Origin of the sequence: Pedobacter frigoris (assembly GCF_005116445.1) — a bacterium.
Lineage (GTDB): Bacteria > Bacteroidota > Bacteroidia > Sphingobacteriales > Sphingobacteriaceae > Pedobacter > Pedobacter frigoris.
In genome coordinates, this window is the sequence record NZ_SWBQ01000002.1 from 407,054 (window position 1) to 432,157 (window position 25,104).

Below are 25,104 nucleotides of genomic sequence, written 5' to 3' on the forward strand. Positions count from 1 at the left end.
CTTCTTTGAGTGCCCTTGTTAATGTCGCTCAGCTCCCGGCAGCACTTAATTGATGTTTATCCTAGATAATTAATCACTGCAATACTAACCGATAATATTCCGTTTGAATGCACACCCAAGTTCAATAATGGAATCTGTTTTAGCAATCCCGGGAATGTTGTCTATTTTTTCAGACAGCAGTTGTCTCATGTGTTCATGATTTTTGGCAACAATTTTTATATATAAGGTATAAACGCCAGTAATATAATAACACTCTGTTACTTCCGGAATGTTCTTTAAAGTTTCAATGATCTGACTTGAATCATGATCCTTTTCAAGTGCTATGCCAGTAAAAGCTCCCCAATCATAGCCTATTTTTTTTTCATTTATAGCGGGTTTAATTCCTGTTAATATACCATTCTCCATCAATCTTGAAATCCGTTGATGTACCATGGTGTTAGATACGCCTAAAGTCAGGGCAATAGCTGAATACGCCATACGTCCGTCTTTTTCCAGTTGCTTTAAAATCTGTAAATCAAACTCATCTATAGGGTTCATTTTTTCTATTCTGCTATTGGTAATAAAAAGCAAAACCTGCTTCCTTCACCAATTTCGCTCTCTACCCAGATCTTCCCGCCCTCTGCTTCAATAAAATCTTTTGAAATCGCCAGTCCCAGCCCCGATCCGGACTTATTATTGCCATCAGTTGGCACCTGGAAATAGCGGTCGAACAACCGCTTCTGGTATTGTTCATCAATCCCTTTGCCAAAATCCCTGACAGAAAATTCTATATTTCCTCCCTTTTGTATGATCTGGATAACTACTTTGGATTTCTGGGAACTGTACCGCATGGCATTGGACAGGAAATTGACCAGTACCCAGGCCGTTTTCTCGGTATCTACATTTACCTTTGGCAGGTCATTTCTTGAAATCAGCTCCAGTTCTATAGTTTTCTGTTCTGCCTGGAACCTGACCGCGTCCATCGCATAAATGGCAATCTTACGCGGATCGGACTTCACGAAATTCAGTTGCAGGTTGCCGGTTTCTACCTGTGACAGATCCAGCAGCTCACTTGTAATCTTCAGCAAACGGCCGCAATCCTCCTTGATGTGCTGGATCAGTTCTTTCTGTTCTTTATTCATACCGCCTACACGCTCATCATCCAGTAGCTTTAGACTCATTTTTATAGAGGAGATCGGGGTTTTGAGTTCATGTGATACGGTAGCTATAAAATTGGTTTTGGCCTCATCCAGTTCTTTATATTCGGTTACGTTTTTAAGAATGTAGACTTCACCTGCTGTTCTTCTCGACTCTTTGATCACATTGTCATGCTGGTCCTCAAAAACAGGTACCAGGATCTCCCGTCGCTCCAGCTTAAAGTAAGATTCCTTACCATCTGCATAGATCTTCATCGGTTTGGTATTACCTCCTGACTGCATCAGGGTATTGAGCAGGTCATTTTTTTTCATGAGTTCCAGCGCATCTGACCCAATTACCTCTTTCTCGTTCAGATTCAGAAGCTGCCCGGCTACCTGATTCAAAAACAGCACCTCATTTTTCTCGTTCAGACCAATGATCGCATCCTGCATCTGTCCGATAATGGCCTCTATCCTCATCTTTTCAGACTGCAATTTGGCCAGGTTACTGTTCTCCCATTTATTGAGCTGGGCGGTCATGGCATTGAATTCTTCTGCCAGTTCAGAGAACTCGTCATTGCCCTTAAATTCCAGGCGCTGTTTGTAGTTTTTCCTGCTGATGGCTTTGATGGCTTCAGAGAACTCTCTCAAGGGATTGGCTACAAAACCCGGGAAGTTCACACTAAAAGAGAACAGGACGATGAAGCACAGCGACGCGGCAAACATCAGGTAAGTAGCTGCTTTCTCTACGCTTGCCTGGGCAGCATCATTTTTCCTCACTATAGCCTGCATGTTGACTTCATCAATGACCCGGAGCTGCAGGTGCATTTTACGGACTGCCGCCCGCTGGGCTTCCTGGCCTACGCCCGGCAGTGTCAATTCTCCAAAGGCTTTGGCAAATGCAGCAACAGCCTTGGCTTCCCCCTTCTCCGTGATGTTTTTTTGTTCGAGCTGCAGCTGGGCGGCTAATTTATCTTTAACAATCGGGACAAGCGGCAGTTCATTGTCATCCAGTATCGTCCGCATTTCCCGGGCATATTTCAGACTTTCATAGTTGTCCTTCAGAATAACCTTAGAGCTGATGGAGATCTTATTCATGTAATACAGGGATATGCCCCCGAAGAAGATGACTACCACGAATAAGAATCCGAATCCGAGGCGAAGTTTTGTTTTTATCTTCATGATTTTATAAAATTAATTTTTCAGGAAAGAATCACAAGGTCGGTTTCCGTTTCAGCTATGTTTTTTAAAAGTTTGTTAAAGATAGCGGTTCGCATGATCACCTGGAACAGATTCAAATGTGGCTTACCGATACAAATCGTCGTAATTTCTTTTTCAGCCGCAATCCTGGTTATCGTCTCTGTCACATCTTCACTTTTTACTTTAAGTACTTCCGCACCAAGTTCGGTTGCAAGTTTAAAGTTATTGATCAGGTGCCGCTGCAGATCCAGCTTGATCCGGTCTCCTCCCTCATGGCTGCGCTGCACATACAGCACGATCCAGGGGGACCGATAATAAGAGGCCAGTCTTGCTGTTTTACGAATGATGATCTTTGCTGTTTCATGATTGGTGGAAATGCAGGCCAGGAATTTTTCAGGACGAAGCTTGATCTGTTTGGGGACTTCCACATTGATCTTTCTTTCCAGGTGATGCGCCACTTCCTTCAATGCCAATTCCCTCAATTGCAATATCCTTTCCGGCTGGAAAAAATTATCCAGTGCACGCTTGATCTTGGTCTGGTCATAAATCTTTCCCGCCCTCAACCTGTCGATCAGCTCATCGGCAGTTAAATCGATATTGACAATCTCGTCGGCTGTTTCCAGAATCTTGTCTGGTATCCTTTCAGTAATCGGAATACCGGTAATGGTCTCGATCTCCTGATTCATGCTTTCCAGGTGCTGGATATTCACAGCCGAGATCACACTGATTCCAGCATCAAGAATATCTGCAACATCCTGCCATCGTTTTCCGTTTTTACTGCCTTCCACGTTGGTATGGGCCAGTTCATCAACAATCACCACCTCCGGGTGTTTATTGATGACCGCCTGAACATCCATTTCTTCCAGTTCTTTTCCTTTGTAAAACAGCTGCCGCCTGGGAATCAATGGAATACCGTCCAGAAGCGCATGTGTTTCTGCCCGGTTATGGGTTTCTATATAGCCGATCTGTATGTCGATGCCATTTTTCAAGAGTGCATGGGCTTCCTGCAGCATGCGGTAGGTCTTGCCTACACCTGCGCTCATGCCGATATACACCTTAAATTTTCCACGTCTGGATTTTTTGACTAGGTCAAGAAATTTTCTTACAGATCCTGCTTTATCTTCTTCTTCCATGTATTAATTTACCATTTAATAATGATATAATGGTTACTCGTTAAATACCATAACGAACCGATAATCAAGCCGATACCAAAACAAAGTATCAGCTTGCCAAAAGGGTGATTAATAAAATCCCGGAATGTCCATTTTTTCATAGCATATATTTTATTTTTAACAATTACGGAACTCGCCTGGTTTAAAAGGAGTTCCGTAAGTTTAAATCACAATGAGCTAAGCTTAAAACGAGACAGCAATGCTTGCGGTAATTGCTCCATTGTTGTCCACAGCGTTTAAGTTGCGTGTAAATATTTTGTCTTTACTGCTATACATTTTTCCCTCCAGTCTGATCACGGCATTACTAACCGGTGCATAATCCAGATTCAGTGAATAGCCCGTGGTTTTAAAGCCATTAGGTGTTCCGGTGGCGATAAAAACACCATTTTTATCCTGATAGTATTCTGCTCTTCCCGCAATTGCCCACTTACTGTTAATCTTATATTGGGCTATGGCTACAGGAGAAAGCACTTCATTTTTATCGCTGCTTCCTTTTGTTTTCTGCTGTGTTCCGTAATCAAAGCCAAGGGTTAATCCAAACTCATCGGTTACCTGAAATACCCCATAAACATTATGATAGAACCGTGTTACCCGAATAGAGTCAGCACCTTCCGTTCCCAAGTAATTGCTATAGTTGACCGTAATTTTATCCGTTGGTTTCCATGTTAGTTGTACACCACCGGCAGGTTGACTGTTCCCATTCTGACGGGTAATTCTTTGCCAGCCGTTCAAATAAAAAGCTGTGGCAGTAAATCTTCCATCTGCTGTACCGTAGGTGATTTTTGCACCCGATTCATAGTAGGGGGTATTCTCTGATGAGATGTTTCTGGTTAATACCCAGCAATCTTTGGAAATAGCGCTTTCAAAGCCGATATGTGAGGAGAATATCCCTGCATCCAACCACAAATTTGCCGTTTTGGAAAGTTTCACCCCGGCATTTGCTTCATAGATGTTCTTTAATACCCCAGGTTCTGCTGCTAAATTTGCATTGGCATAACTTCCCGCCATTACCGCTACATTTGCCCTAATGGTTCCATTGTCGTAATTCCCCTTAATGAAACCCAGGTTTAAATTTATTTCGTTATGGCGGTTGTGAGAATAGATAAATCCAGGTCTGTTGTTATCTGTTGGTTTATTCAAATCGTAACCGAAATAAGTTTCCAGGTATCCACTTACTTTGATCTTTTGCTGTTGTTCCTGTCCGTAGGCAATGGATCCTGTAGTTAATGCTGCAGCTAATACTAATAGTTTTTTCATTTAATGATTTGTTGAGTGTTGTTTTGTTCTTGAGTGTTGTTTTTTAATATGCTCACGTCATCTCGAGGGAAGCTAAGCGACGGGAGATCTCTTGAACTGTGCATAACCAAGAGATTTCTCCTACAGCCTGTGCTGAACTTGTTTCAGTATCGAGATGACGTCATTGCTTCAATGCGTCCAGTGCAAGGTTCAGCTTCAAGACGTTCACTGAGGTCGGGCCAAACATACCTAGCAAAGGTCCCTGTGTATTTTTAACCACCAGCTCTGCTACCGTTCTTTCATCTAACTGACGCACAGCTGCAATTCTTTTAATCTGGATAATGGCACCTTGCTCAGAAATATTAGGATCTAACCCGCTACCTGAAGCAGTAACCATATCTGCCGGGATATCTGCTTTTTTAATGGTCTGATTGTATTTTAGTAAGGTGTCGATCCTATCAGATACCTGTTGCAGGTAATCAGGATTAGACGGGCCTTTATTTGAACCCCCAGATCCTGCCGCATTGTAACCTACAGCAGATGGCCTGCCCCAGAAATATTCCGGTTTGGTAAAGGACTGACCAAGCAGGGCATAACCCACTACTTTTCCGTTTTTGGTGAGCTTTTCACCACCACCCTTGCCTTTAGAAAACCCTCCGGCAAAAGCAACAACAAGCGGATAGACAACGCAGAGCAGTACCATTAAAACTGCAGTTAGGCGTATAGATTGTAAGATGTACTTTTTCATAATTTCTATATTTTTAAATTGCTTATACAAATAAGCCTACCAGTAAATCGATGAGTTTGATCCCAATGAAAGGTGCAATTACACCGCCCACACCGTAGATTAAAAGATTCCTGCGGAGCAATGCGCTGGCACCGATTGGTTTGTATTCCACACCTTTTAAAGCCAGTGGGATCAGGATCGGGATGATGATCGCATTGAAGATCACAGCCGAGAGAATGGCGCTTTCAGGGCTATGTAATCCCATGATGTTCAGGCTTTGTAATGCCGGAATCGATGCGATGAACAAAGCCGGCACGATAGCAAAATATTTAGCCACATCATTGGCAATCGAGAAGGTGGTCAGCGTACCCCTGGTGATCAAAAGCTGCTTACCGATCTCAACAATCTCGATCAATTTGGTCGGATCGTTATCCAGATCCACCATATTTCCAGCTTCTTTGGCTGCCTGTGTACCGCTGTTCATGGCTACACCCACGTCTGCCTGGGCAAGAGCCGGAGCATCGTTGGTACCGTCACCCATCATGGCAACCAGTTTGCCCAATGCCTGTTCTTCTTTGATATAGTTCATTTTATCCTCTGGCTTGGCCTCGGCAATAAAATCATCAACACCAGCCTTTTCAGCAATGAATTTTGCAGTTAATGGGTTATCACCGGTTACCATCACGGTTTTCACACCCATTTTTCTAAGACGCTCAAAACGTTCGCTGATACCGGGTTTAATGATGTCCTGCAATTCAATCACACCCATTGTTTTTTCATTGACCGCAACCACAAGTGGTGTCCCTCCATTGCTGGAGATTTTCTTAACCTGATCTTCCGTCTCCACAGGAAATGGATTTCCAGCCATCAATACCATATTGCGGATCGAGTCAAATGCACCTTTACGGGTTCTTTTGCCATCTGCGGTATCCAGACCACTTGAACGTGTTTCTGCTGTAAATTTGATAAACGTAGATCCTGCCGGTGCTGAGGTAACTTTAAAGTCCTGCGCGGTGGCCAGTTCGAGAATAGATTTTCCTTCCGGGGTTTCATCAGCAAGTGAGCTCATCACGCAGGCTTCGATAAAGGCTTTCATTTCAATTCCAGGGGCAGGATAGAAACTGGTAGCCTTACGGTTACCGATGGTGATCGTGCCCGTTTTATCCAAAAGCAGCACATCGATATCACCCGCTGTTTCAACCGCTTTACCCGATTTGGTAATGACATTAGCCCTTAACGCCCTGTCCATACCCGCGATACCGATCGCAGATAACAAGCCTCCTATAGTAGTTGGAATCAAACATACAAACAGTGAAATCAGCGCAGCAATCGTGATTGGGGTATTTGCATAATCAGCAAATGGTTTTAATGTCACGCACACAATGATAAACACCAGCGTAAAACTGGCCAACAGGATCGTCAATGCAATCTCATTAGGTGTTTTCTGACGGGATGCCCCCTCAACTAAAGCAATCATTTTATCCAGGAAACTTTCACCAGGCTGGGTGTTTACCTGCACTTTGATCTGATCTGAGAGCACTTTGGTGCCACCGGTCACAGATGATTTATCACCTCCTGACTCACGGATCACTGGAGCTGATTCGCCTGTGATGGCAGATTCATCAATGGTTGCGATGCCTTCAATGATCTCTCCGTCTGTTGGGATGGTATCACCGGCTTCGCAGATAAATACATCACCTTTTTTAAGTAACGAAGAAGAACGGATTTCAGTTTTTCCATTAGCCAAAACTACCTTGGCCGGTGTTTCCTCTCTTGTTTTTCTTAAGGAATCCGCTTGTGCTTTCCCTCTTGCTTCGGCAATCGCCTCCGCGAAATTAGCAAACAATACAGTCAGCAAAAGGATGAGGAAAATAATAAAATTGTATGCAGGAGAGCCCTGTCCGGTATTACTCATAGAGTACACCGTTACATAAGCCATAATCAGGGTTCCGATCTCTACGGTAAACATGACCGGGTTTTTGATCATCACCCTTGGATCAAGCTTGATGAAGGACTGTTTCAGTGCGGTTTGCACCAAAGCAGGTTCAAATAATTTATTTGATGAGGTTTTCATAATCTCGTAATCTATTTAAGCATGGTAAAGTATTCTGCCAGCGGACCCAAAGCCAGGGCAGGGAAATAAGAAAGTGCATTCAGTACGACGATCACTGCAAAGGTCATCAGTGCGAAAGTCATGGTATCTGTTTTGAGCGTTCCTGCAGATTCAGGAATGTATTTTTTAGATCCTAGCAAGCCTGCTATAGCAACAGGGCCGATAATCGGCAGGAAGCGCCCAAGTAGTAAAACAAAACCTGTAGCCACATTCCAGAATACGTTGTTGTCTCCCAGACCTTCAAAACCTGATCCATTGTTCGCATTGGATGAAGTCATCTCATAAAGCATCTCTGAAAAACCATGGAAGCCTGGGTTATTTAACCAATTCTTTGGCTGTACTGCCCATGCAGCCTCACCATGCGTAGTAAATACATAGCCCGCAATAGCTGTTCCGGCTAAGATCAGGAATGGGCTTAAAAGCGTGATCAGGGCAGCGATCTTCACCTCACGTGCCTCAACTTTATGACCCAGAAACTCCGGCGTTCTTCCCACCATCAGTCCGGATATAAATACCGCTATGATCAGGTAAATGAAATAGTTCAGTACTCCGACACCACAACCTCCGTAAAACGAGTTGATCATCATGCCCAGCAGCTGCCATAAGCCTGTGAGCGGCATGGTACTATCGTGCATACTGTTTACCGAACCTGTCGAAATGATAGTCGTAACTGTGCTCCAGTAAGCGGATATGGCAGGGCCAAAACGCACTTCCTTACCTTCCATAGCACCTGTAGTTTGTGAGACACCCATTTTTGCAATTGCGGGGTTTCCTCCAAGTTCGGAACTAACAGTCGGAATCAGCAGCAGCAGCATACCAATGGTCATGACACCAAAAATTACCCAGGCCAGTTTCCTGCGTCTGATGAAAATACCAAATGCAATGACCATGGCAATAGGAATAATTACCTGCGCAACAAGCTCAATGGTATTGGTTAGGTAGTTCGGATTTTCCAGCGGGTGCGAAGAGTTCACTCCAAACCAGCCTCCGCCATTTGTACCTAAGTGTTTGATGGCAATAAAACCGGCTGCAGGACCTCTGGATACATTCACCGTATCGCCCTGAACAGATATAAATTGATCTTTACCTTCATAACTGCTCGGCGTACCATTAAAAGCAAGAATGATTGCCATAACCAATGATAAAGGAAGCAGCAGACGGGTGATAGATTTTACGAAAAATTCCCAGAAGTTGCCCAGTTTAACACTGGTCTTGTCCCGGAATGCTTTAAAGAAGACCACAGCAGCGGCAATTCCTGTAGCTGCACTTACAAATTGCAGGAACATCAACACAAAATGCTGCGTGAGATAAGTCACACCAGATTCTCCTGAGTAATGTTGCAGGTTGCAGTTCACTACGAAACTAATAATGGTGTTAAAGGAAAGATCTGGTGTCATGCCCGGGTTGCCGTCGGGATTTAGCGGCAATTTATCCTGGTACATCAGCACAAAAAAGCCATAAACTAACCAGACCAGATTGATGGTGAGCAGTGCTTTCAGGTGCTGCTTCCAGTTCATCTCTTCTTTAGAGTTAATGCCCGAGAGTTTGTAGATCCCGGATTCAATAGGTTTTAAAAAGTCTGTCCAGACTTTTTCTCCGGCAAATACCTTGGCCAGGTACTTGCCCAGGGGAATAGCGATCACCAGCGTGAGTCCGTAAGTGGCTATGATTCCAAGTAATTCAGTATTCATGAGTGTTTAATTAAAATTTTTCGGGTTTGATCAGCACGTAGATCATGTAAATGAAGACGGCGATGGCGATAACAAATAATGCAGTCATAATTTTTAGATTTTTTCGAACCAGTCAATGGATTTGTAACACACCCAGCTTAAGGTCAGCAGGGCCAGAAATAGTAGGATTGTTAACATGATATTTTTATTTTTGAATACCCTATGCCAATCGGAATGCCATTTATTTAGATGCCAACATAACTAATTGCAAATCAAATAATTGAATCGTTAAAAAATAAAAATAACCGATTTTAAACTATAAATACCCTTCCATTTTGGAAGGGTATTTATCATATCGGTGGTATTCAAAATAAAATCCAGTCGTTAGGCTGCATTTTCCACTTCCATCCGGTCTGCTCTGACCACAAACCTCGAAAATATCTGCTTTTTTATAGTTTTCAAGATCTCTTGCCGGCAATAGCCGTGGTATCTTACCTCGACACTGAACCTGCAACACTCAGCGCAGCATTCCTGATCTAAATCCACACTGATGACGGTCATTTTTACCAGTTCATGCTGGTTGCCGGCAGCTGGAAATACAAAGTCAGAAAACCATAAAATATCTTTTAAGGCCGTGCATATAGCCCTGGTGCCCTCGTCATTCTGGACAAGGCTATAACGGCGGTAAGCGGTGCAGTCCAGAGTCATCACTTGCTGCTGGTCTGCGGAGGGTATCATTTCATTATTCATTTAAATAAAAATTATATCAGGCGGGTTCCAAAGGGAATGCCATGAGCTACCGGCAAGGAGAAAAATGGGGTCTATTGATCTAAGAAATAAAAAAAATATTTTTTCAGATTTTCAGGGAATAAAAAAACCCTTCTCTTATGGAAGGGTTTTTTCGGAATGAGTAAGCGTCATCAGGTGTCAATTTTATATTCATCGATCTTACGATACAATGTAGTCAGTCCAATACCGAGCAGTCTTGAAGTTTCCGTTTTATTACCCCTCGTGTATTTCAGCACCTTAACGATATGCTGCTTTTCCATGTCCTGCATGTTCAGCGGATCAGTACCCCTGGTTTGGGTATGAAATTCAAATGGCAGCAAGTTTGGACCAATGACGTCGCCTTCAGCCAGGATCACAACCCGTTCCATCACGTTTTTGAGCTCACGGATATTTCCTTTCCAGCTATGACTGGTCAATAGTTTTGAAAACTCCTTATCTATGGTAAATTCCGGTCTGTTCACTTTAGCTGTAAATTCAGCCAGGTAATGCATAGCAATCGGCAGGATATCATCTTTGCGGTGAGAAAGCGGGGGCAGTTCAATAGAGAAAATAGAAAGCCGGTAAAAAAGATCCAGCCGAAAATTACCGGCTTCTGCTTCGGTCTTCAGGTCACGGTTAGTAGCGGCAATGATCCTTACATTGACCTGGCTGGTCTGGGTGTCTCCGACCTTGATATAAGTCTGGTTTTCCAACACTCGGAGGAGTTTGGCCTGCAGATCCAGATTCATTTCTCCGATCTCGTCCAGGAATATCGTCCCCTCATTGGCCTCTTCGAGCAGACCCTTTTTATCCTTTACTGCCCCCGTAAAAGCCCCTTCCTTATATCCAAACAGCTCGCTTTCCAGTAGCGCAGGGTTAAAGCCACTGCAATTGACCGCTACAAAAGGCTTTAGCTTTCTCTGGCTTTCGTAGTGGATAGCCTGGGCGAATACCTCCTTACCTGTCCCTGTTTCCCCAAGTAGCAAAACGGTCGTTGTTGTTCCGGCAACCTTCTGGGCTAGAGCTACTGCTTCTTTGATGGCTTTGGACTTACCTAAAATAGAATCAAAATTGTATTTCCTGGTGATCTTATTTTCCAATTCGTAAATACGTGCATTCAGTTTGGCTTTATTCATAGCCTTATAAACCAGCGGGATAATCTTGTCGTTGTCATCTCCCTTGGTAATATAATCAAAGGCCCCATTGCGCATGGCCATTACCCCATCGGATATGGTTCCAAAAGCGGTCAGGTTGATCACTTCAGCACCGGGCCTGATCTTTTTAATTTCTTTGACCAGCTCAACCCCGTTATAATCCGGTAGTTTCACATCACTGATCACTACCAGGATATCTTCAGCCTTTAAGATCTTAATGCCTTCCTTACCTGTATAAGCCTGAAAAACCTTAAAACCCTCCAGCTCGATGATCCGGGCGAGCAGGCTGCATATTTTCTTTTCATCATCAATGATCAGAACAGTGTCTTGCATAACGGGCATTTTATTGGTATTGTGATTCATAAATTTGCAGGTCCAGTGTAGGATTGTTTGCAAGATACGGAAATATAGAATTCAGCAGATCGATATAAATGGTAATGCCGTCACTGATCTCGGTCAGGTGAATGTATTCATCAGCAGTATGGGAGCGCACTGAATCACCCGGGCCCATTTTTACCGAAGGTATATCTAACCAACCCTGGTCTGAACTGGTAGGCGACATGTAAGTCTTTCTGCCAATGGCCAAACCGGCCTTTACAATAGGGTGCATAATGTCAATTGAAGAAGGAGTCAATACATTCGGACGCAAAGTGGTATCGCAGAAAGTATGGTTTTTAATGGTATTGAGGATATCTTTCGAGGTATAGCTGTGATCAAACCTGATGTCAACGGTAAAGCTGCATTCCCCGGGTATAATGTTGTGCTGTAACCCCGCATTGATCTGGGTAACGGTCATTTTCACCGGATCAGGAAGATCGGCCTCTATCGGGAAAGCATAACTTGAAAACCAATGGATATCCCTGATTGCTTTATAGATCGCGTTATCCCCTTCTTCTCTTGCCGCATGACCGGATCGGCCGGTCGATACACAATCCAGAACCATAGATCCTTTTTCTGCTATCGCCATCTGCATACCTGTAGGTTCCCCAACTATTGCAAAAGTGAGTGGCATCAGATCATCTAAAATGCATTTGATGCCTTTCTGTCCGGAGTTCTCTTCTTCGGCTGTCGCAGCAAGGCAAAGGTTAAAAGGAAGGTCAGCTCTTTCATAAAAATAGAGGAAGGCAGAAATGAGTGAGACTAGCGGGCCTCCGGCATCATTGCTGCCCAGACCATAAAGCTTACCGTCTCTGATGACCGGTGTAAAGGGATCGTTCGTATATTGAGAATTTGGTTTTACTGTATCCAGATGTGAATTGAGCAGGATAACGGGTTTCGATAGATCGAAATATTTATTATAGCACCATAAGTTGTTGAATTTGCGTATAGTAGTTACACCGCGTTCATTTAAAAAGGTTTCGACATGATCAGCAGCGAAGCTTTCTTCTCTGCTAAAAGATGGGGTTTTGATTAACTTTTCAAGCAGGGCTACAGCCTGTTCATATAATTTTTTCATATACAAAATGTTTAGGATTAATGATTGATAACGGCATCATGCACATATCTTTGAGACAGGTTCTGTCCGGGCAAGATACTGTGGGTTGCTGAGACCAACGGATCAAAAAGCATGGCGGTACACAGACAGTTGCATTTATTTTTGCGTTCCAGAATGTCATAGTTGGGGCAGCTTTTACAGCCCTCCCAAAACTGTTCGTCGTGGGTAATCTCGGAAAAGGCAACCGGCTGAAAGCCCAGTTGGGAATTCATTTTCATAACTGCTGTTCCTGATGTAATGCTGAAGACCTTGGCCGAAGGGTACATCCTGCGGGAAATTTTGAAGATTCTATCCTTGATAGATTTGGCCACACCGGAATGCCTGTATTCAGGGGCAACAATCAGGCCTGAATTGGAAACGAATTTTCCTTGCTCCCAGGCTTCAAAGTAAGAAAAACCCACCCATTTCCCATTGCTGGTTAATGCAATGACGGCCTTTCCATCCCGCATTTTTTGAGCAACAGATTCAGGTGTCCGTTTGGCAATGCCAGTTCCTCTTGCAATGGCCGAGGCCTCTGTTTCCCTGATGATTTTACCAGCGTATCTGATATCATTTATGGTAGCAATACGCACAAATATCATTTGATTGTTCATTTTTGATTTCTTGATTGAAACGCGTGTTCCAAATGCAGTGCCTCTTTTATCCTAGGAATAAAAAACACGCTTCAATGCTCAAAAAACGCACAATAATTATTTAGAAGAGAAAAATGATAAAACAATGCCCTTTCAAAATGGCAGGGTTATTTTCGTTTCGAGTGAATTCACCTAATGTTAACAAAGCCTATGAGCCTGGAACGAATTGAATAAATCTTGCTTTAAAATGGCAACGACATATGAACCATTACACGGTTTCCTGCATAAGCCCTGCCTCCCTATTAATTATCTATTCGGGTATTGTAATCTCGCTAAGCAATTCTCTTTACCATGTCACCGATCACTTCAATCTACTTTTAAGTATATTTTTTCCTTCTGAATAAGTTCATGCTGCAACCGTTAGGTTTCATTTAGCTTCTCAACAAACGCCCGCAAAAAAGGCTAAGGAGATGAACAAAAGTGCATGTTTCTATATCTTTCATCCTGGAGAGGATAAATTCCAGCTACTCTTTAACCTCAAAGGCGCGGAAATTATGAGATATAACTGCACAAAAAAACTCCCGGTGAATGCCGGGAGTTTTTTTTATTGGTACCTGACAATTAAATTCCTGCTTTCGGATTTTGAATACCGGAGAAAATTCACGGAACTCATAAGTCATTTAAATTGGTAAAATTTATTTAATGAACCTTTTTATTTTGAAAAAAGAAATACTATAGCCAGTTTACAATACCGGTTTCTACATTATAATTGGCTCCTACTATTTTTATCTTTCCATCTTTCTCCATTTGATTTAAAGTGGAGCTCTGATTGCGGATATCTGCTATGGTTTTTTTCACATTTTGTATGTTCAATCTTTCCAACAGATCATTATTTTTAGACGAACGTTCTTCTCCGTCGTTAATAATTTCATCAATAATTGGGTTAAAATGATCTACTAAATGACTAAGATTTTCCATTCCTGTCTCGCGTATTGCAGCAGCATCTAATCCGCCTTTTAAAGCTCCGCATTTTGAGTGTCCTAAAACAACAATTAGCTTAGATCCTGCAACATTACAGCCAAATTCCATAGAACCCAAAATGTCTTGATTTACAAAGTTCCCCGCAATTCTCACACTAAAAATATCTCCTAGTCCTTGGTCAAAGATCAATTCTGCAGACGTACGACTATCTATGCAGCTCAATATTACGGCAAATGGCCATTGTCCTGCCCTGGTATCATTTACTTGTGCAAGCAGATCCCTATTGGCTTTTAAATTTTGTACAAATCTTTCATTACCCTCCCTGAGTATTTCAAATGCTCTTTCAGGGGTAATTGTTGCTTGTGTTTCTAAAGTATGTGCCTTCATTAGTCTTATTCTTAATTATTAATTTCTTCTATGACTTTATTATTTAATTTGGGAACCGTGTAATGTTTTTTGATGTTCTCTAAAGTAACGATAATCCCCTTGGTATAAGCGTTATGCTTATAATTAAAAATGGTTTCCAGTACATCTGGATCTATATACCGTGAATTGGTGCCATCTATAATGACATCGGTTTCTTTCGGGATCTTATTCAATACAACCTGTATGGCTGCCTTATTTAAGAAAGAAACTTCTTCGGCCAGGCGAATCCTCAGGTGTTTTTTATCTCCTTCTTCCTGTATCTTATAGAAATAAGGATTGCGCATATTCGTACGCAGTAAATAAAATACAGAGAGTAACATACCTATTGCCACTCCTTTTAACAGGTCGGTAAGCAATACGGCTACAATAGTCACCACGAAAGGGATAAATTGATCCCAGCCTTTATGAAACATATGTTTAAATAAGTCCACTCTTGCAAGTTTGTAACCTGTCACTAATAATATGGCAGCTAAACATGCCAAAGGTATCATATTTATGAGGCCTGGAATAAAAAGCAGAGATAAAAGTAACCAGGTACCATGAAAAATTGCCGACATCTTCGTTCTTCCTCCAGCATTTACATTGGCGGAGCTTCTTACGATAACCGAGGTCATCGGCAGCCCTCCTAATAAACCGCTAACGATATTTCCGGTACCTTGGGCCATTAGCTCTCTATTGGTAGGTGACACACGTTTAATTGGGTCTATCTTATCTATTGCTTCAATACTTAACAAGGTCTCCAAACTAGCCACAACAGCAATTGTAGCAGCGACTACCCATACTTTACTATTGGTGATCTGGGAAAAATCAGGTGTAACAAACAATCCCGTAAATTCAGCCCAGCTGTTTACCATAGGGATAACCACCATTTGTTCAGGTCTAAGCCCACTACCGGCATTCTGGAATGCTATTGACAATAGTACTCCAAGAACAACCACAATAAGCGGTGCAGGCACTACGGCCAATTTTTTGAACTTTGGCCAAAAAATCAATATCAAGATAGATAGTACACTGATCACTACTGCGGCCAAACTGAAATGATTTAATGCAGAGGCTATTGCAGAGAATGTATTTTCATTATCGCTCTGAAAAAAGCTTTCGTCTCCGAAAAAATCAGAGTCGACCCCTAAAGCATGAGGCAACTGCTTCAGAATAAGTGTTAATCCGATAGCGGCCAACATGCCCTCTATAACACTTGAGGGAAAATAATTTCCTATGGTACCTCCTTTTAATAAACCGAGGATCAATTGCATTACACCTGCCAGTATCACTGCCAGTACAAATACCTGGTAGCCACCCAGCTGGGCGATTGCCCCAATCACAATAGCTGTAAGGCCTGCCGCAGGTCCACTAACGCTCAGTTGTGATCCGCTTAAACTGGCCACAACTATCCCCCCTACAATTCCGGTAACAAGACCCGCGAATAAGGGTGCTCCGGATGCCAATGCGATACCAAGACAAAGTGGTAATGCTACGAGGAACACCACAATGCTTGCCGGTAAATCACGCTTTAAATTCTTTTTTAATATATATTTCTTCACTTCCAATCTTGAAAAGATTGAGTTTCCACTTTGCATAAAACGATGTTTTAATGTTTAACTAATTATAATATTACCCGGCATAGCTTGCGTAAACAAGGGAGCAGGGCCTATGTTAAATTAGCACCGGTTAGGTGGCGGAGTTGGAACGGAAGGGTGAAATGGATCAACATACCGTTTAAAGTGTTCTATGAAGCTGTTTTTTATACCGGATTGATTAAGTACAAACGAAAGATTGTAATCATGATGAAAATCCACTTTATAATCACAAAGTTTTACCTTGGCTTTACCGCCATCTCCATCCGCACTGTGTTCTGCTTCAATCTGCATGATCACAGAATTCATAATTTCCTTATCAATATGACTAAAAAATACCGGCGCACCTGAAATCACCATCTTCGCAGAAAAGATGCCAAGAAAGGCGATGACTAATAATACACGATATTTCCTAAGGAACATTTTTATTTTTTTTTCTTTACCTGTCAAAAATAACTCCAAAGATTCCTTACTAACAAATTAACTTGTAAAAAAAATGTAATTTAGTTGTTGCCGATTCAAATTGAACGGGGATGCCTCGAAAAAAGATAGTGTTTTATAGATAAATGCAGCTTTTACTGTAATTTAGCCAAATCGACTACAACGTTATAATTTTTCATGAAAAAACTATTATTCAGTTTAGCCTTATTATGCCCTATTTTAGCATATTCGCAAAGCAATAACGCCCCTTCGTCTTATGATCTGCATGACATCACAATAACGGGATACCTGCAAACACAATATCAAAAAGCTCAATTATCAGGAATCTATTCTTTCTCAGGAGGTGATTTTGGAAAAAACTCCAGTGAACGATTCATGATCCGAAGGGGAAGATTAAAAATTGACAGGGTGGATAAATACTCCAGTGTTGTATTTCAGATAGATGCTACACAAAATGGAGTTCAGCTCATGGATGCATTTATACAATTCCATAAACCCGGTTCAAAAACATTCCTGTTTACTGCTGGTTTATTCAACCGCCCTTTTGGTTACTCTATAGTATATTCATCCGGCTACAGGGATTTTCCTGAACGGGCAAGGGTTTTTCAAACGTTAATGCCGAGAGAGCGTGATTTGGGTGCAATGATCTCCTTCCGCCCGAAAAAAGATTTTAAGTTCATCACTGCTGAAGTTGCCGTAATAAATGGCAGTGGACACAGTGCAAGGGATTACGATTCTAAAAAGGATATCGTGGGAAACCTGGGCTTTAAATTTGATAGTCTGGCCAATAAAAAATTACATATCGGATTCGGGGGCTCTGTTTATAAGGGATTTGTACGCAGTGACACCGAAACCTATCTCAGCCTTCAAGACAATGCTTATGTAAAAAACACCAGTGCAGGTAATGTAGATTGGTATACAAAACGTGATTATTATGGCGCCAATCTTCAGCTCCAGTACGACAATACTTTTGGGTCTTCTTCTTTAAAAGCAGAATATATAAGCGGGTCACAACCAGGTGTGGGAACATCCTCATCTATTAGTGGCCCCGTGGCCAGTACAAGTTTTTCTGCTCAGCCTGCGACAGACCTATACCTGCGCTCATTTTCGGGATATTATATTTGGTTTACGCAGCAGATTGCAAAGACAAATTTAACTGCTCTGGTTGGTTATGATGTTTACGACCCAAACAAACATATCAATGAAAAAGAAATTGGAGCCGCCAATAGCTTTACTACCGCCGGAGATGTCAAATTTAGTACTTTGGGGTATGGATTAACTTACCTGATAAATCCGCGTTTAAAACTTACTGTATACAATGAACACGTAGTAAATGAACCTACTCAATTGCCACAGTATATTGATGATTTAAAAGATGATGTATTCACTACCAGATTGCAATATCGCTGGTAATAGTTAAGTTTTTAATAGCACGTAGATGAAGAATAAAATAGAAATACTTCAGGATAAAATTAAAAAAGCTCATGCCGGTGGTGGCGAAGCCAGAATTGAAAGTCAGCATAAGAAAGGAAAGTTAACGGCTCGTGAACGCATTCACTTTTTAATGGACGAAAATTCATTCGAAGAAATTGGCATGCTTGTAACACATCGCAGTACGGATTTTGGTATGGAACGTGAGAAATACCTGGGCGATGGGGTGGTAACAGGATACGGAAATGTAAATGGCAGACTGGTGTATGTGTTCTCCCAGGATTTCACGGTTTTTGGTGGCTCACTATCGGAAACTCATGCTGAGAAAATATGTAAGATCATGGAAATGGCCATGAAAAATGGCGCTCCAGTGATCGGATTAAATGATAGTGGAGGTGCCAGAATTCAGGAAGGCGTAGTTTCACTTGGCGGTTATGCAGATATTTTTTACCGAAATGTACAGGCTTCAGGCGTGATTCCTCAGCTCTCTGCAATCATGGGCCCTTGTGCAGGCGGTGCCGTTTATTCTCCCGCCATCACCGACTTTATATTAATGGTGGAAAATACTTCTTATATGTTCGTAACAGGACCAAATGTAGTGAAAACAGTTACTCATGAAGAGGTTACCTCTGAAGAACTTGGAGGCGCAACTACACATGCTACAAAATCGGGTGTGACACATTTTGCCTGCGCAAATGAAATTGATGCCATAAACCATGTAAAAAAGCTTTTGAGCTACATGCCTCAAAATTGTGAGGAAATACCAGCCAACCTGCCTTATACCGTTACGGATGAGACCAGAAATTCATTGGATGTGATCATGCCTGAAAATTCTAATCAGCCTTATGATGTAAGAACCGTCATTAATGAGATTGCTGATGAGGAAAGTTTTCTGGAAGTACATGCAGCTTATGCAGAAAACATTGTAGTTGGTTTTGCCAGACTCGCTGGCAGAAGTATTGGCATCGTAGCCAACCAGCCTGCGTATCTTGCTGGTGTACTTGACAACCATGCTTCTACAAAAGCTGCAAGATTTGTGCGTTTCTGCGATTGTTTTAATATCCCACTGCTTGTTTTTGAAGATGTCCCTGGATTTTTACCCGGAACGGACCAGGAATGGAATGGCATTATAACCAATGGCGCCAAGCTTTTATATGCTTTTAGTGAGGCGACCGTCCCGAGAATTACCGTGATCACCAGGAAAGCTTATGGCGGGGCTTATGACGTAATGAATTCCAAGCATATTGGTGCCGACCTGAATTATGCCTGGCCAACTGCTGAAATTGCAGTAATGGGAGCCAAAGGTGCCGCTGAAATTATATTTAAAAAAGAGATTTCAACCGCTGAAAACCCTGGAGAGAAATGGCTGGAAAAGGAAAAGCTTTATTCGGATATCTTTGCGAACCCTTACAGGGCAGCAGAGAGAGGCTTTGTCGATGAGGTTATAGAACCAGCACAGACGCGGACGAAACTCATCAAAGCATTTAAAATGCTGGAAAATAAAGTAGTAAACCTGCCGCGCAAAAAACACGGAAATATCCCACTATAATGAAATTGAGCCGTACGGACATATTATTGATGGCATTTTGTACCGGCCTGATAGTAGCCAACATCTATTATTGCCAACCTTTGGTAATTCTGGTCGCAAAAGAATTTGGACTGACCGAAAGCACTGCCGGAAAAATAAGTTACCTCACACAAGCAGGGTATGCCTTAGGTTTATTCTTAATCGTCCCTCTGGGGGATATGTTTGAGCGCAAAAAGCAAATCTTATTGATTACAGGCCTGGCAATTGCTGCTTTGCTTCTTGCCGCTTTTTCACACTCCTTTTTTCTTTTAGAGGTAGCCTGTGTCCTCATCGGGGCCAGCTCTATCGTTCCTCAATTAATTTTGCCGATGGCTGCGAATCTGAGTTCTGATGAAGAACGTGGTCAGACTATAGGGATTATTATGAGTGGACTACTGATTGGAATTCTTGCATCCAGAGCAGTAAGCGGCAGTATCGGTTTCATCTGGGGATGGCGCTCGGTATATTTTATGGCAGCTGGAATATGCACACTATTACTGGGCCTGATGGCACGGAGATTCCCCGTAAGCAGACCATCTTTTCAGGGAACATATACCGAACTAATGTGGTCCATGTGGCACTACATTAAAACTCAACCCGTCCTAAGAGAGGCTTCTCTGATCAACTTTCTGGCATTTGCCATCCTAAGTGCATTCTGGACTACTATGGTTTTATTCCTGGCCAACCCGCCTTTCAGTTTTCAGACACTGCAGATCGGACTATTCGGAATAGCTGGTGCTGCAGGTGCACTGGCGGCTCCTTTGGTTGGAAAACTTAGTGGAGGCAAAAATCCGCGTAATAATGTAATTGTAGGATTAAGCCTGCAATTAATCAGCATACTTACATTCTATTTTACCGGCAATCATTTGTATTTGTTTGTAATCGGAATTATATTAATTGATATTGGACAACAGGCCATCCACGTTACCAATCAGACAAGGATATATGCTATCTTACCCGAAGCCCGTAACCGACTGAATACCGTTTTTATGTCTATCAGTTTTGTCGGAGCATCCGTCGGCTCTGCACTCGGTCTCTGGCTTTGGGACAAAGGGCAATGGCCTTTATTCTGCCTCGGAAGTGCAATAGTCATCACCCTGAATATCATTATTTACTATGTTTACAATCATAAACTTCAAAAGTAAATTATGTCGGAGATTCAAATTGAACAAATAAGGGATGACCTGACCTGGCGAATCAGGCATGAGGCGATGTATCCTGATTTACCATTAGAAGCCGTTAAGCTGGAAGATGACAGTGAAGGGACGCACTTTGGGCTATATGCGGGCGACCAGCTTAGTACTGTAGTTTCTATATTCAGTGAAGGGACCACATATCGGTTCAGGAAATTTGCCACTGCAGTTGATGCTCAGGGTAAAGGTTATGGCACTGCGCTATTGAAACACATCATTGAATATGTAACCTTTATGGGAGCCAAAATGCTCTGGTGTAACGCCCGTGTGTCAGCGGCAGGATTTTATGAAAGATTCGGTTTTGTTAAAACCAATAAAATATCCAGAAACTACAATATAGATTTTGTCATTATGGAGTTACAACTTGACAATTAACTTGGCGCTTTTGCCTTAGTTTCTATATTTGTTTAGAATTACAACATTAAACATGACAAAGAAAAAAGATGATAAACAGAAACATGTTTCTGTAGTTAATAAGAAATCGCTTCAGTTTTTTGAAAAATACATCAATAATCCTTCGCCTACAGGATTCGAATATCCTGGTCAGAAACTATGGCTTGATTATTTGAAACCTTATATAGATGAAAGCTTTATAGATAATTATGGCACCGCAGTTGGCGTGATCAACCCAAAAGCAGATTTCAAAGTAGTAATTGAAGCCCATGCTGATGAAATCTCATGGTTTGTAAATTATATTACTGCCGACGGCCTGATCTATGTGATCAGAAACGGTGGATCTGACCACCAGATTGCCCCTTCAAAAAGAGTAAACATACATACTGATAAAGGTATGGTTAAAGCCGTATTTGGATGGCCCGCAATACATACCAGAAGTGGCGGCGAAAAAGAAGAAGCTCCTGCACTTAAGAACATATTCCTCGACTGCGGTTGTACTTCTAAGGAGGAAGTGGAAAAACTCGGCGTACATGTTGGTTGTGTCATCACCTATGAAGATGAATTCATGGTACTCAATGACCGTTACTATGTAGGCCGGGCATTAGACAATAGAGCGGGAGGTTTTATGATAGCTGAAGTTGCCCGCTTATTGCAGGAAAATAAAAAGAAATTGCCTTTTGGTTTGTATATCGTAAATTCCGTACAAGAGGAAATTGGATTGAGAGGTGCAGAAATGATTGCCCACAGAATTAAGCCCAATGTAGCAATTGTTACAGATGTAACGCATGATACTTCTACTCCTATGATCAATAAGATTACACAAGGCGACTTATCATGTGGTAAAGGTCCCGTTGTTTCTTATGCTCCGGCAGTACAAACTAATTTAAATAAACTCCTGATAGAAACTGCTGAAAAGAATGATATCCCTTTTCAACGTCAGGCATCATCGCGCTCAACAGGCACTGATACTGATGCTTTTGCTTACTCTAATGGCGGTGTACCTTCAGCGCTAATTTCTTTGCCATTGCGCTATATGCACACTACAGTAGAAATGATTCATAAAGAAGATGTTGACAATGTGATCAGCCTGATCTATCATTCACTGCTGAATATCAAAAAAGACCACGACTTTAAATATTCAAAATAAAAACCACGTTGATAATCAAGCGTGTTTGGATCTGTTCCAGACACGCTTTTTATTTATATCATCTCTATTTATTACTTTTATAAATCATCTATTTATAAAAACATCTTATTAACAGTAAAACTACCCTTCATTATGAGCGATCAATCAGCGAAATTTATAGAGAAAATTCAGGTATCATATAAACCAACTGGCCCCTGTATTTATTTAGGAGCCGGTATGTTAGACGGCCAGGTATTGGCTGATGCTGAGGTAAATCTTTCCCTCAAAATGATGAACCGCCATGGTTTGATTGCAGGCGCAACAGGCACAGGGAAAACAAGGACTTTACAGCTTCTTGCTGAACAGTTATCTGATGCGGGTGTGCCTGTATTCATGTTGGATGTGAAAGGCGACCTGTCGGGGTTAAATAAACCTGGATCAATCAACCCAAAAATAGAAGAAAGAGCCGCTCAATTAAATAAGCCATTTAGTCCATCAGGTTTTCCTGTAGAGATTTACTCACTTTCAGGTAAACTGGGGGCGCAGATGAGGGCTACGATATTGGAATTCGGGCCAACCCTATTGGCAAAGATCCTCGATCTCAATGATACGCAGACGGGGGTGCTCGCTGTGATCTTCAAATACGCAGATGATAACAAACTACCTGTTATAAACCTTAATGACCTTAAGAAATTGGTATCTTATTTAGCCGATGGCATGGGCGCAGACGAAATTAAGGAGTCTTATGGCAAAATATCGGCGGCTACATCGGGAACAATCCTAAGAAAAATAGTTACTATCGAACAGCAGGGATTAGGCGCCATGTTTGGAGAAACATCATTTGATATTGAGGATCTATTCGGTAAAACTGATGGTAAGGGGGTAATTAGTTTGTTAAACATTTCTGATGTGCAAAATCAGCCTGTGCTTTATTCGACCTACCTCCTGAGTTTACTGGCCGAGATATTTTATAGTATGCCTGAAGTCGGTGACCTGGACAAACCTAAGCTGGTATTTTTCTTTGACGAAGCACATCTACTTTTTAAAAATTCTTCCAAAACATTCCTTGAACAGATTGAAACAATTATAAGACTGATCAGGTCGAAAGGAATAGGTGTTTTTTTCTGTACTCAGGCTCCTACTGATGTGCCGGAAAGCGTACTGTCCCAACTTGGGAACAGGGTACAACATGCATTAAGGGCTTTTACACCCAATGATGTTGATGCACTTAGAAAAACCGTTAATACTTATCCAAAATCAGAATTCTATGAAATTGATAAAATCCTGACCTCATTAGGAACCGGACAGGCATTAATAACGGTGCTAAATGAAAAGGGAATCCCAACGGAGGTATCTGCAACAATGCTGACTCCGCCAAGAGCTATAATGGGACCATTGAGTATCGCTGATTACAACAGTCTGATCCAGGCAAGTTCATTAACTGAAAAATACGAAAAATCTATAGATCCTGAAAGCGCCTACGAAATACTCACCAAAAGAGTAAATGATAAACTTGCTGAAGAACAGGATGAAGCCGTGCAGGAAGAAGTTTCATCTAAAAAAGCGGAAAAAAGCATAGTGGAGCAAGTAATGGGGGCAACCATAACCAGACAGATAGGCAAAGAAATTGTCAGGGGAATCTTCGGAATGTTAACAGGAAAAAAGCCTCGCAGCACGGGAGGAAAAGGTTTTTTCGGATTTTAACTTCCTCAATATCCATATCATACAAAAAAGGATAAATTAAATTTTTCAAAAAACAAAAGCGTTTTTTACCATGAATATAAACCTAATGATTATTTTCGCTGAATGAAACCAACCTTATTAATACTAGCTGCTGGTATGGCAAGTCGCTATGGCAGTATGAAACAAATTGACGGGTTCGGCCCGAATGGAGAAACAATTATTGACTATTCTATATACGATGCGATTAAAGCGGGTTTTGGTAAAGTAGTATTTATTATCAAAGAAGAGTTCTTAGAAGATTTTAAAGCTATTTTTGAAGCCAAACTTAACGGCAAGATTGAAACAGATTACGTATTTCAAAACTTCGACTTAAAGCAATTTGGCATTCAGGAAGAAATCTACCGTGAAAAACCATGGGGAACTGCACATGCTATACTGTCGGGAAGAAATGCAATTAAAGAGCCCTTCTGTGTAATCAATGCTGATGATTATTATGGACTTGACTCATTTCAGAAAATGGTTAAATTCCTGACAACAGAAGCTTCCGATAGTAATTACTCAATTGTTGGATACAAAATGGGTAAAACTTTGTCGGATTTCGGTTCTGTTTCACGTGGCGTTTGCAAAACAAACGACGCTGGTTATCTTGAAGAGATCACAGAAAGAACACAGGTTTATAAAAAAGGAGATGCCATTGTTTATGAAGAAAATGGAGTTGAATACCCCTTGGAATTTGACACCCCTGTTTCTATGAATTTCTGGGGATTCACACCTGCCGTTTTTAAACTTACAGAAGAATTGTTCAGAACTTTTGCAATTGAAAATAAAGATAAACCAAAGGCTGAATTCTTCATTCCGTTGATTGGAGAGAACCTGGTTAAAACCAATACTGCTTCATTTAAAGTTATACCAACAGACAGTCAATGGTTTGGTGTTACTTATAAGGAAGATAAACCTATTGTACAGGAAAGCATCGATAAATTAATTAAAGAAGGCGCTTATCCTGAGAATCTTTGGAATTAAATAGTTCTAATAAAAGAAAAGCCCCTCATCATATGACAAGG

At 41.7% G+C, this 25,104-nt stretch carries 22 protein-coding genes; 7 read left to right on the top strand and 15 right to left on the bottom strand.

Annotated features, from left to right (window positions below; translation table 11 throughout):
• Positions 1-84: 84 nt before the first annotated feature.
• The 15 genes from FA047_RS08180 to FA047_RS08250 all read right to left on the bottom strand — a co-directional run bounded on the left by FA047_RS08180 (position 85) and on the right by FA047_RS08250 (position 16,626).
• The gene (locus tag FA047_RS08180) at positions 85-537 is read right to left on the bottom strand and encodes an Lrp/AsnC family transcriptional regulator (protein WP_136835491.1); all 453 of its coding nucleotides are present in this window, start codon (positions 535-537) and stop codon (positions 85-87) included.
• A gap of 5 nt (positions 538-542) precedes the next feature.
• Positions 543-2,297, bottom strand: coding sequence for a HAMP domain-containing sensor histidine kinase (locus tag FA047_RS08185; protein WP_136835492.1), 1,755 nt, complete (start codon positions 2,295-2,297; stop codon positions 543-545).
• Positions 2,298-2,317: 20 nt separating this feature from the next.
• Positions 2,318-3,448: a sensor protein KdpD gene (locus FA047_RS08190; protein ID WP_136835493.1), complete on the bottom strand. Its 1,131-nt coding sequence runs from the start codon at positions 3,446-3,448 to the stop codon at positions 2,318-2,320.
• Positions 3,449-3,670: 222 nt separating this feature from the next.
• A complete protein-coding gene (locus FA047_RS08195) occupies positions 3,671-4,744 on the bottom strand; it encodes a porin (protein WP_136835494.1) in 1,074 nt (357 codons plus the stop codon).
• A 160-nt stretch (positions 4,745-4,904) separates the two neighbouring features.
• Positions 4,905-5,471, bottom strand: a complete 567-nt coding sequence (gene kdpC / locus FA047_RS08200) for a potassium-transporting ATPase subunit KdpC (RefSeq protein ID WP_136835495.1) — start codon at positions 5,469-5,471, stop codon at positions 4,905-4,907.
• A gap of 22 nt (positions 5,472-5,493) precedes the next feature.
• On the bottom strand, positions 5,494-7,524 hold the full coding sequence (gene kdpB / locus FA047_RS08205; protein ID WP_136835496.1) for a potassium-transporting ATPase subunit KdpB: 2,031 nt from the start codon (positions 7,522-7,524) through the stop codon (positions 5,494-5,496).
• A gap of 11 nt (positions 7,525-7,535) precedes the next feature.
• Positions 7,536-9,254 carry a potassium-transporting ATPase subunit KdpA gene (gene kdpA / locus FA047_RS08210; RefSeq protein ID WP_136835497.1) on the bottom strand — a complete coding sequence of 573 codons (1,719 nt, stop codon included), beginning with the start codon at positions 9,252-9,254 and terminating at the stop codon, positions 7,536-7,538.
• A gap of 10 nt (positions 9,255-9,264) precedes the next feature.
• Entirely contained in the window at positions 9,265-9,342 is a 78-nt protein-coding gene (locus FA047_RS08215) for a potassium-transporting ATPase subunit F (protein ID WP_136836037.1), read from the bottom strand.
• A gap of 275 nt (positions 9,343-9,617) precedes the next feature.
• Positions 9,618-9,971: a zinc-binding metallopeptidase family protein gene (locus tag FA047_RS08220; RefSeq protein ID WP_136835498.1), complete on the bottom strand. Its 354-nt coding sequence runs from the start codon at positions 9,969-9,971 to the stop codon at positions 9,618-9,620.
• Between the two features lie 182 nt (positions 9,972-10,153).
• Positions 10,154-11,488, bottom strand: a complete 1,335-nt coding sequence (locus tag FA047_RS08225; RefSeq protein WP_136835499.1) for a sigma-54-dependent transcriptional regulator — start codon at positions 11,486-11,488, stop codon at positions 10,154-10,156.
• Between the two features lie 10 nt (positions 11,489-11,498).
• Complete coding sequence (locus FA047_RS08230) at positions 11,499-12,611, bottom strand: M20 family metallo-hydrolase (RefSeq protein ID WP_136835500.1); 1,113 nt, start codon at positions 12,609-12,611, stop codon at positions 11,499-11,501.
• A gap of 17 nt (positions 12,612-12,628) precedes the next feature.
• Positions 12,629-13,243, bottom strand: coding sequence for a GNAT family N-acetyltransferase (locus FA047_RS08235; protein ID WP_136835501.1), 615 nt, complete (start codon positions 13,241-13,243; stop codon positions 12,629-12,631).
• Between the two features lie 711 nt (positions 13,244-13,954).
• Entirely contained in the window at positions 13,955-14,590 is a 636-nt protein-coding gene (locus FA047_RS08240; RefSeq protein ID WP_136835502.1) for a carbonic anhydrase, read from the bottom strand.
• Positions 14,591-14,601: 11 nt separating this feature from the next.
• On the bottom strand, positions 14,602-16,206 hold the full coding sequence (locus tag FA047_RS08245) for a SulP family inorganic anion transporter (RefSeq protein WP_136835503.1): 1,605 nt from the start codon (positions 16,204-16,206) through the stop codon (positions 14,602-14,604).
• An 81-nt stretch (positions 16,207-16,287) separates the two neighbouring features.
• Positions 16,288-16,626, bottom strand: coding sequence for a hypothetical protein (locus tag FA047_RS08250; protein ID WP_136835504.1), 339 nt, complete (start codon positions 16,624-16,626; stop codon positions 16,288-16,290).
• A 195-nt stretch (positions 16,627-16,821) separates the two neighbouring features.
• Between FA047_RS08250 and FA047_RS08255 the strand changes: the two genes are divergently transcribed.
• The 7 genes from FA047_RS08255 (at position 16,822) to FA047_RS08285 (ending at position 25,063) form a co-directional block, all read left to right on the top strand.
• Entirely contained in the window at positions 16,822-18,057 is a 1,236-nt protein-coding gene (locus FA047_RS08255; protein ID WP_136835505.1) for a porin, read from the top strand.
• Between the two features lie 25 nt (positions 18,058-18,082).
• Positions 18,083-19,624, top strand: a complete 1,542-nt coding sequence (locus FA047_RS08260) for an acyl-CoA carboxylase subunit beta (protein ID WP_136835506.1) — start codon at positions 18,083-18,085, stop codon at positions 19,622-19,624.
• Positions 19,624-20,787 carry an MFS transporter gene (locus FA047_RS08265; protein ID WP_136835507.1) on the top strand — a complete coding sequence of 388 codons (1,164 nt, stop codon included), beginning with the start codon at positions 19,624-19,626 and terminating at the stop codon, positions 20,785-20,787. Before FA047_RS08260 ends, FA047_RS08265 begins: the two co-directional genes overlap by 1 nt.
• A gap of 3 nt (positions 20,788-20,790) precedes the next feature.
• A complete protein-coding gene (locus FA047_RS08270) occupies positions 20,791-21,210 on the top strand; it encodes a GNAT family N-acetyltransferase (RefSeq protein WP_136835508.1) in 420 nt (139 codons plus the stop codon).
• A 52-nt stretch (positions 21,211-21,262) separates the two neighbouring features.
• The gene (locus tag FA047_RS08275) at positions 21,263-22,378 is read left to right on the top strand and encodes a M42 family metallopeptidase (protein WP_136835509.1); all 1,116 of its coding nucleotides are present in this window, start codon (positions 21,263-21,265) and stop codon (positions 22,376-22,378) included.
• Between the two features lie 132 nt (positions 22,379-22,510).
• Positions 22,511-24,061, top strand: a complete 1,551-nt coding sequence (locus FA047_RS08280) for a helicase HerA-like domain-containing protein (protein ID WP_136835510.1) — start codon at positions 22,511-22,513, stop codon at positions 24,059-24,061.
• 102 nt (positions 24,062-24,163) lie between these two features.
• On the top strand, positions 24,164-25,063 hold the full coding sequence (locus FA047_RS08285; protein ID WP_136835511.1) for a nucleotidyltransferase family protein: 900 nt from the start codon (positions 24,164-24,166) through the stop codon (positions 25,061-25,063).
• The last annotated feature ends 41 nt before the right edge of the window (positions 25,064-25,104 follow it).

Bases quoted from the DNA above. Each gene is read 5' to 3' on its own strand.
- FA047_RS08180 (WP_136835491.1), bottom strand. From the start codon at position 537: ATGAACCCTATAGATGAGTTTGATTTACAGATTTTAAAGCAACTGGAA.
- FA047_RS08265 (WP_136835507.1), top strand. From the start codon at position 19,624: ATGAAATTGAGCCGTACGGACATATTATTGATGGCATTTTGTACCGGC.
- FA047_RS08235 (WP_136835501.1), bottom strand. From the start codon at position 13,243: ATGAACAATCAAATGATATTTGTGCGTATTGCTACCATAAATGATATC.
- FA047_RS08270 (WP_136835508.1), top strand. From the start codon at position 20,791: ATGTCGGAGATTCAAATTGAACAAATAAGGGATGACCTGACCTGGCGA.
- kdpC (WP_136835495.1), bottom strand. From the start codon at position 5,471: ATGAAAAAGTACATCTTACAATCTATACGCCTAACTGCAGTTTTAATG.
- FA047_RS08185 (WP_136835492.1), bottom strand. From the start codon at position 2,297: ATGAAGATAAAAACAAAACTTCGCCTCGGATTCGGATTCTTATTCGTG.
- FA047_RS08260 (WP_136835506.1), top strand. From the start codon at position 18,083: ATGAAGAATAAAATAGAAATACTTCAGGATAAAATTAAAAAAGCTCAT.
- kdpB (WP_136835496.1), bottom strand. From the start codon at position 7,524: ATGAAAACCTCATCAAATAAATTATTTGAACCTGCTTTGGTGCAAACC.
- FA047_RS08255 (WP_136835505.1), top strand. From the start codon at position 16,822: ATGAAAAAACTATTATTCAGTTTAGCCTTATTATGCCCTATTTTAGCA.
- FA047_RS08195 (WP_136835494.1), bottom strand. From the start codon at position 4,744: ATGAAAAAACTATTAGTATTAGCTGCAGCATTAACTACAGGATCCATT.
- FA047_RS08250 (WP_136835504.1), bottom strand. From the start codon at position 16,626: ATGTTCCTTAGGAAATATCGTGTATTATTAGTCATCGCCTTTCTTGGC.
- FA047_RS08225 (WP_136835499.1), bottom strand. From the start codon at position 11,488: ATGCAAGACACTGTTCTGATCATTGATGATGAAAAGAAAATATGCAGC.
- FA047_RS08230 (WP_136835500.1), bottom strand. From the start codon at position 12,611: ATGAAAAAATTATATGAACAGGCTGTAGCCCTGCTTGAAAAGTTAATC.
- kdpA (WP_136835497.1), bottom strand. From the start codon at position 9,254: ATGAATACTGAATTACTTGGAATCATAGCCACTTACGGACTCACGCTG.
- FA047_RS08245 (WP_136835503.1), bottom strand. From the start codon at position 16,206: ATGCAAAGTGGAAACTCAATCTTTTCAAGATTGGAAGTGAAGAAATAT.
- FA047_RS08215 (WP_136836037.1), bottom strand. From the start codon at position 9,342: ATGACTGCATTATTTGTTATCGCCATCGCCGTCTTCATTTACATGATC.
- FA047_RS08275 (WP_136835509.1), top strand. From the start codon at position 21,263: ATGACAAAGAAAAAAGATGATAAACAGAAACATGTTTCTGTAGTTAAT.
- FA047_RS08280 (WP_136835510.1), top strand. From the start codon at position 22,511: ATGAGCGATCAATCAGCGAAATTTATAGAGAAAATTCAGGTATCATAT.
- FA047_RS08190 (WP_136835493.1), bottom strand. From the start codon at position 3,448: ATGGAAGAAGAAGATAAAGCAGGATCTGTAAGAAAATTTCTTGACCTA.
- FA047_RS08240 (WP_136835502.1), bottom strand. From the start codon at position 14,590: ATGAAGGCACATACTTTAGAAACACAAGCAACAATTACCCCTGAAAGA.
- FA047_RS08285 (WP_136835511.1), top strand. From the start codon at position 24,164: ATGAAACCAACCTTATTAATACTAGCTGCTGGTATGGCAAGTCGCTAT.
- FA047_RS08220 (WP_136835498.1), bottom strand. From the start codon at position 9,971: ATGATACCCTCCGCAGACCAGCAGCAAGTGATGACTCTGGACTGCACC.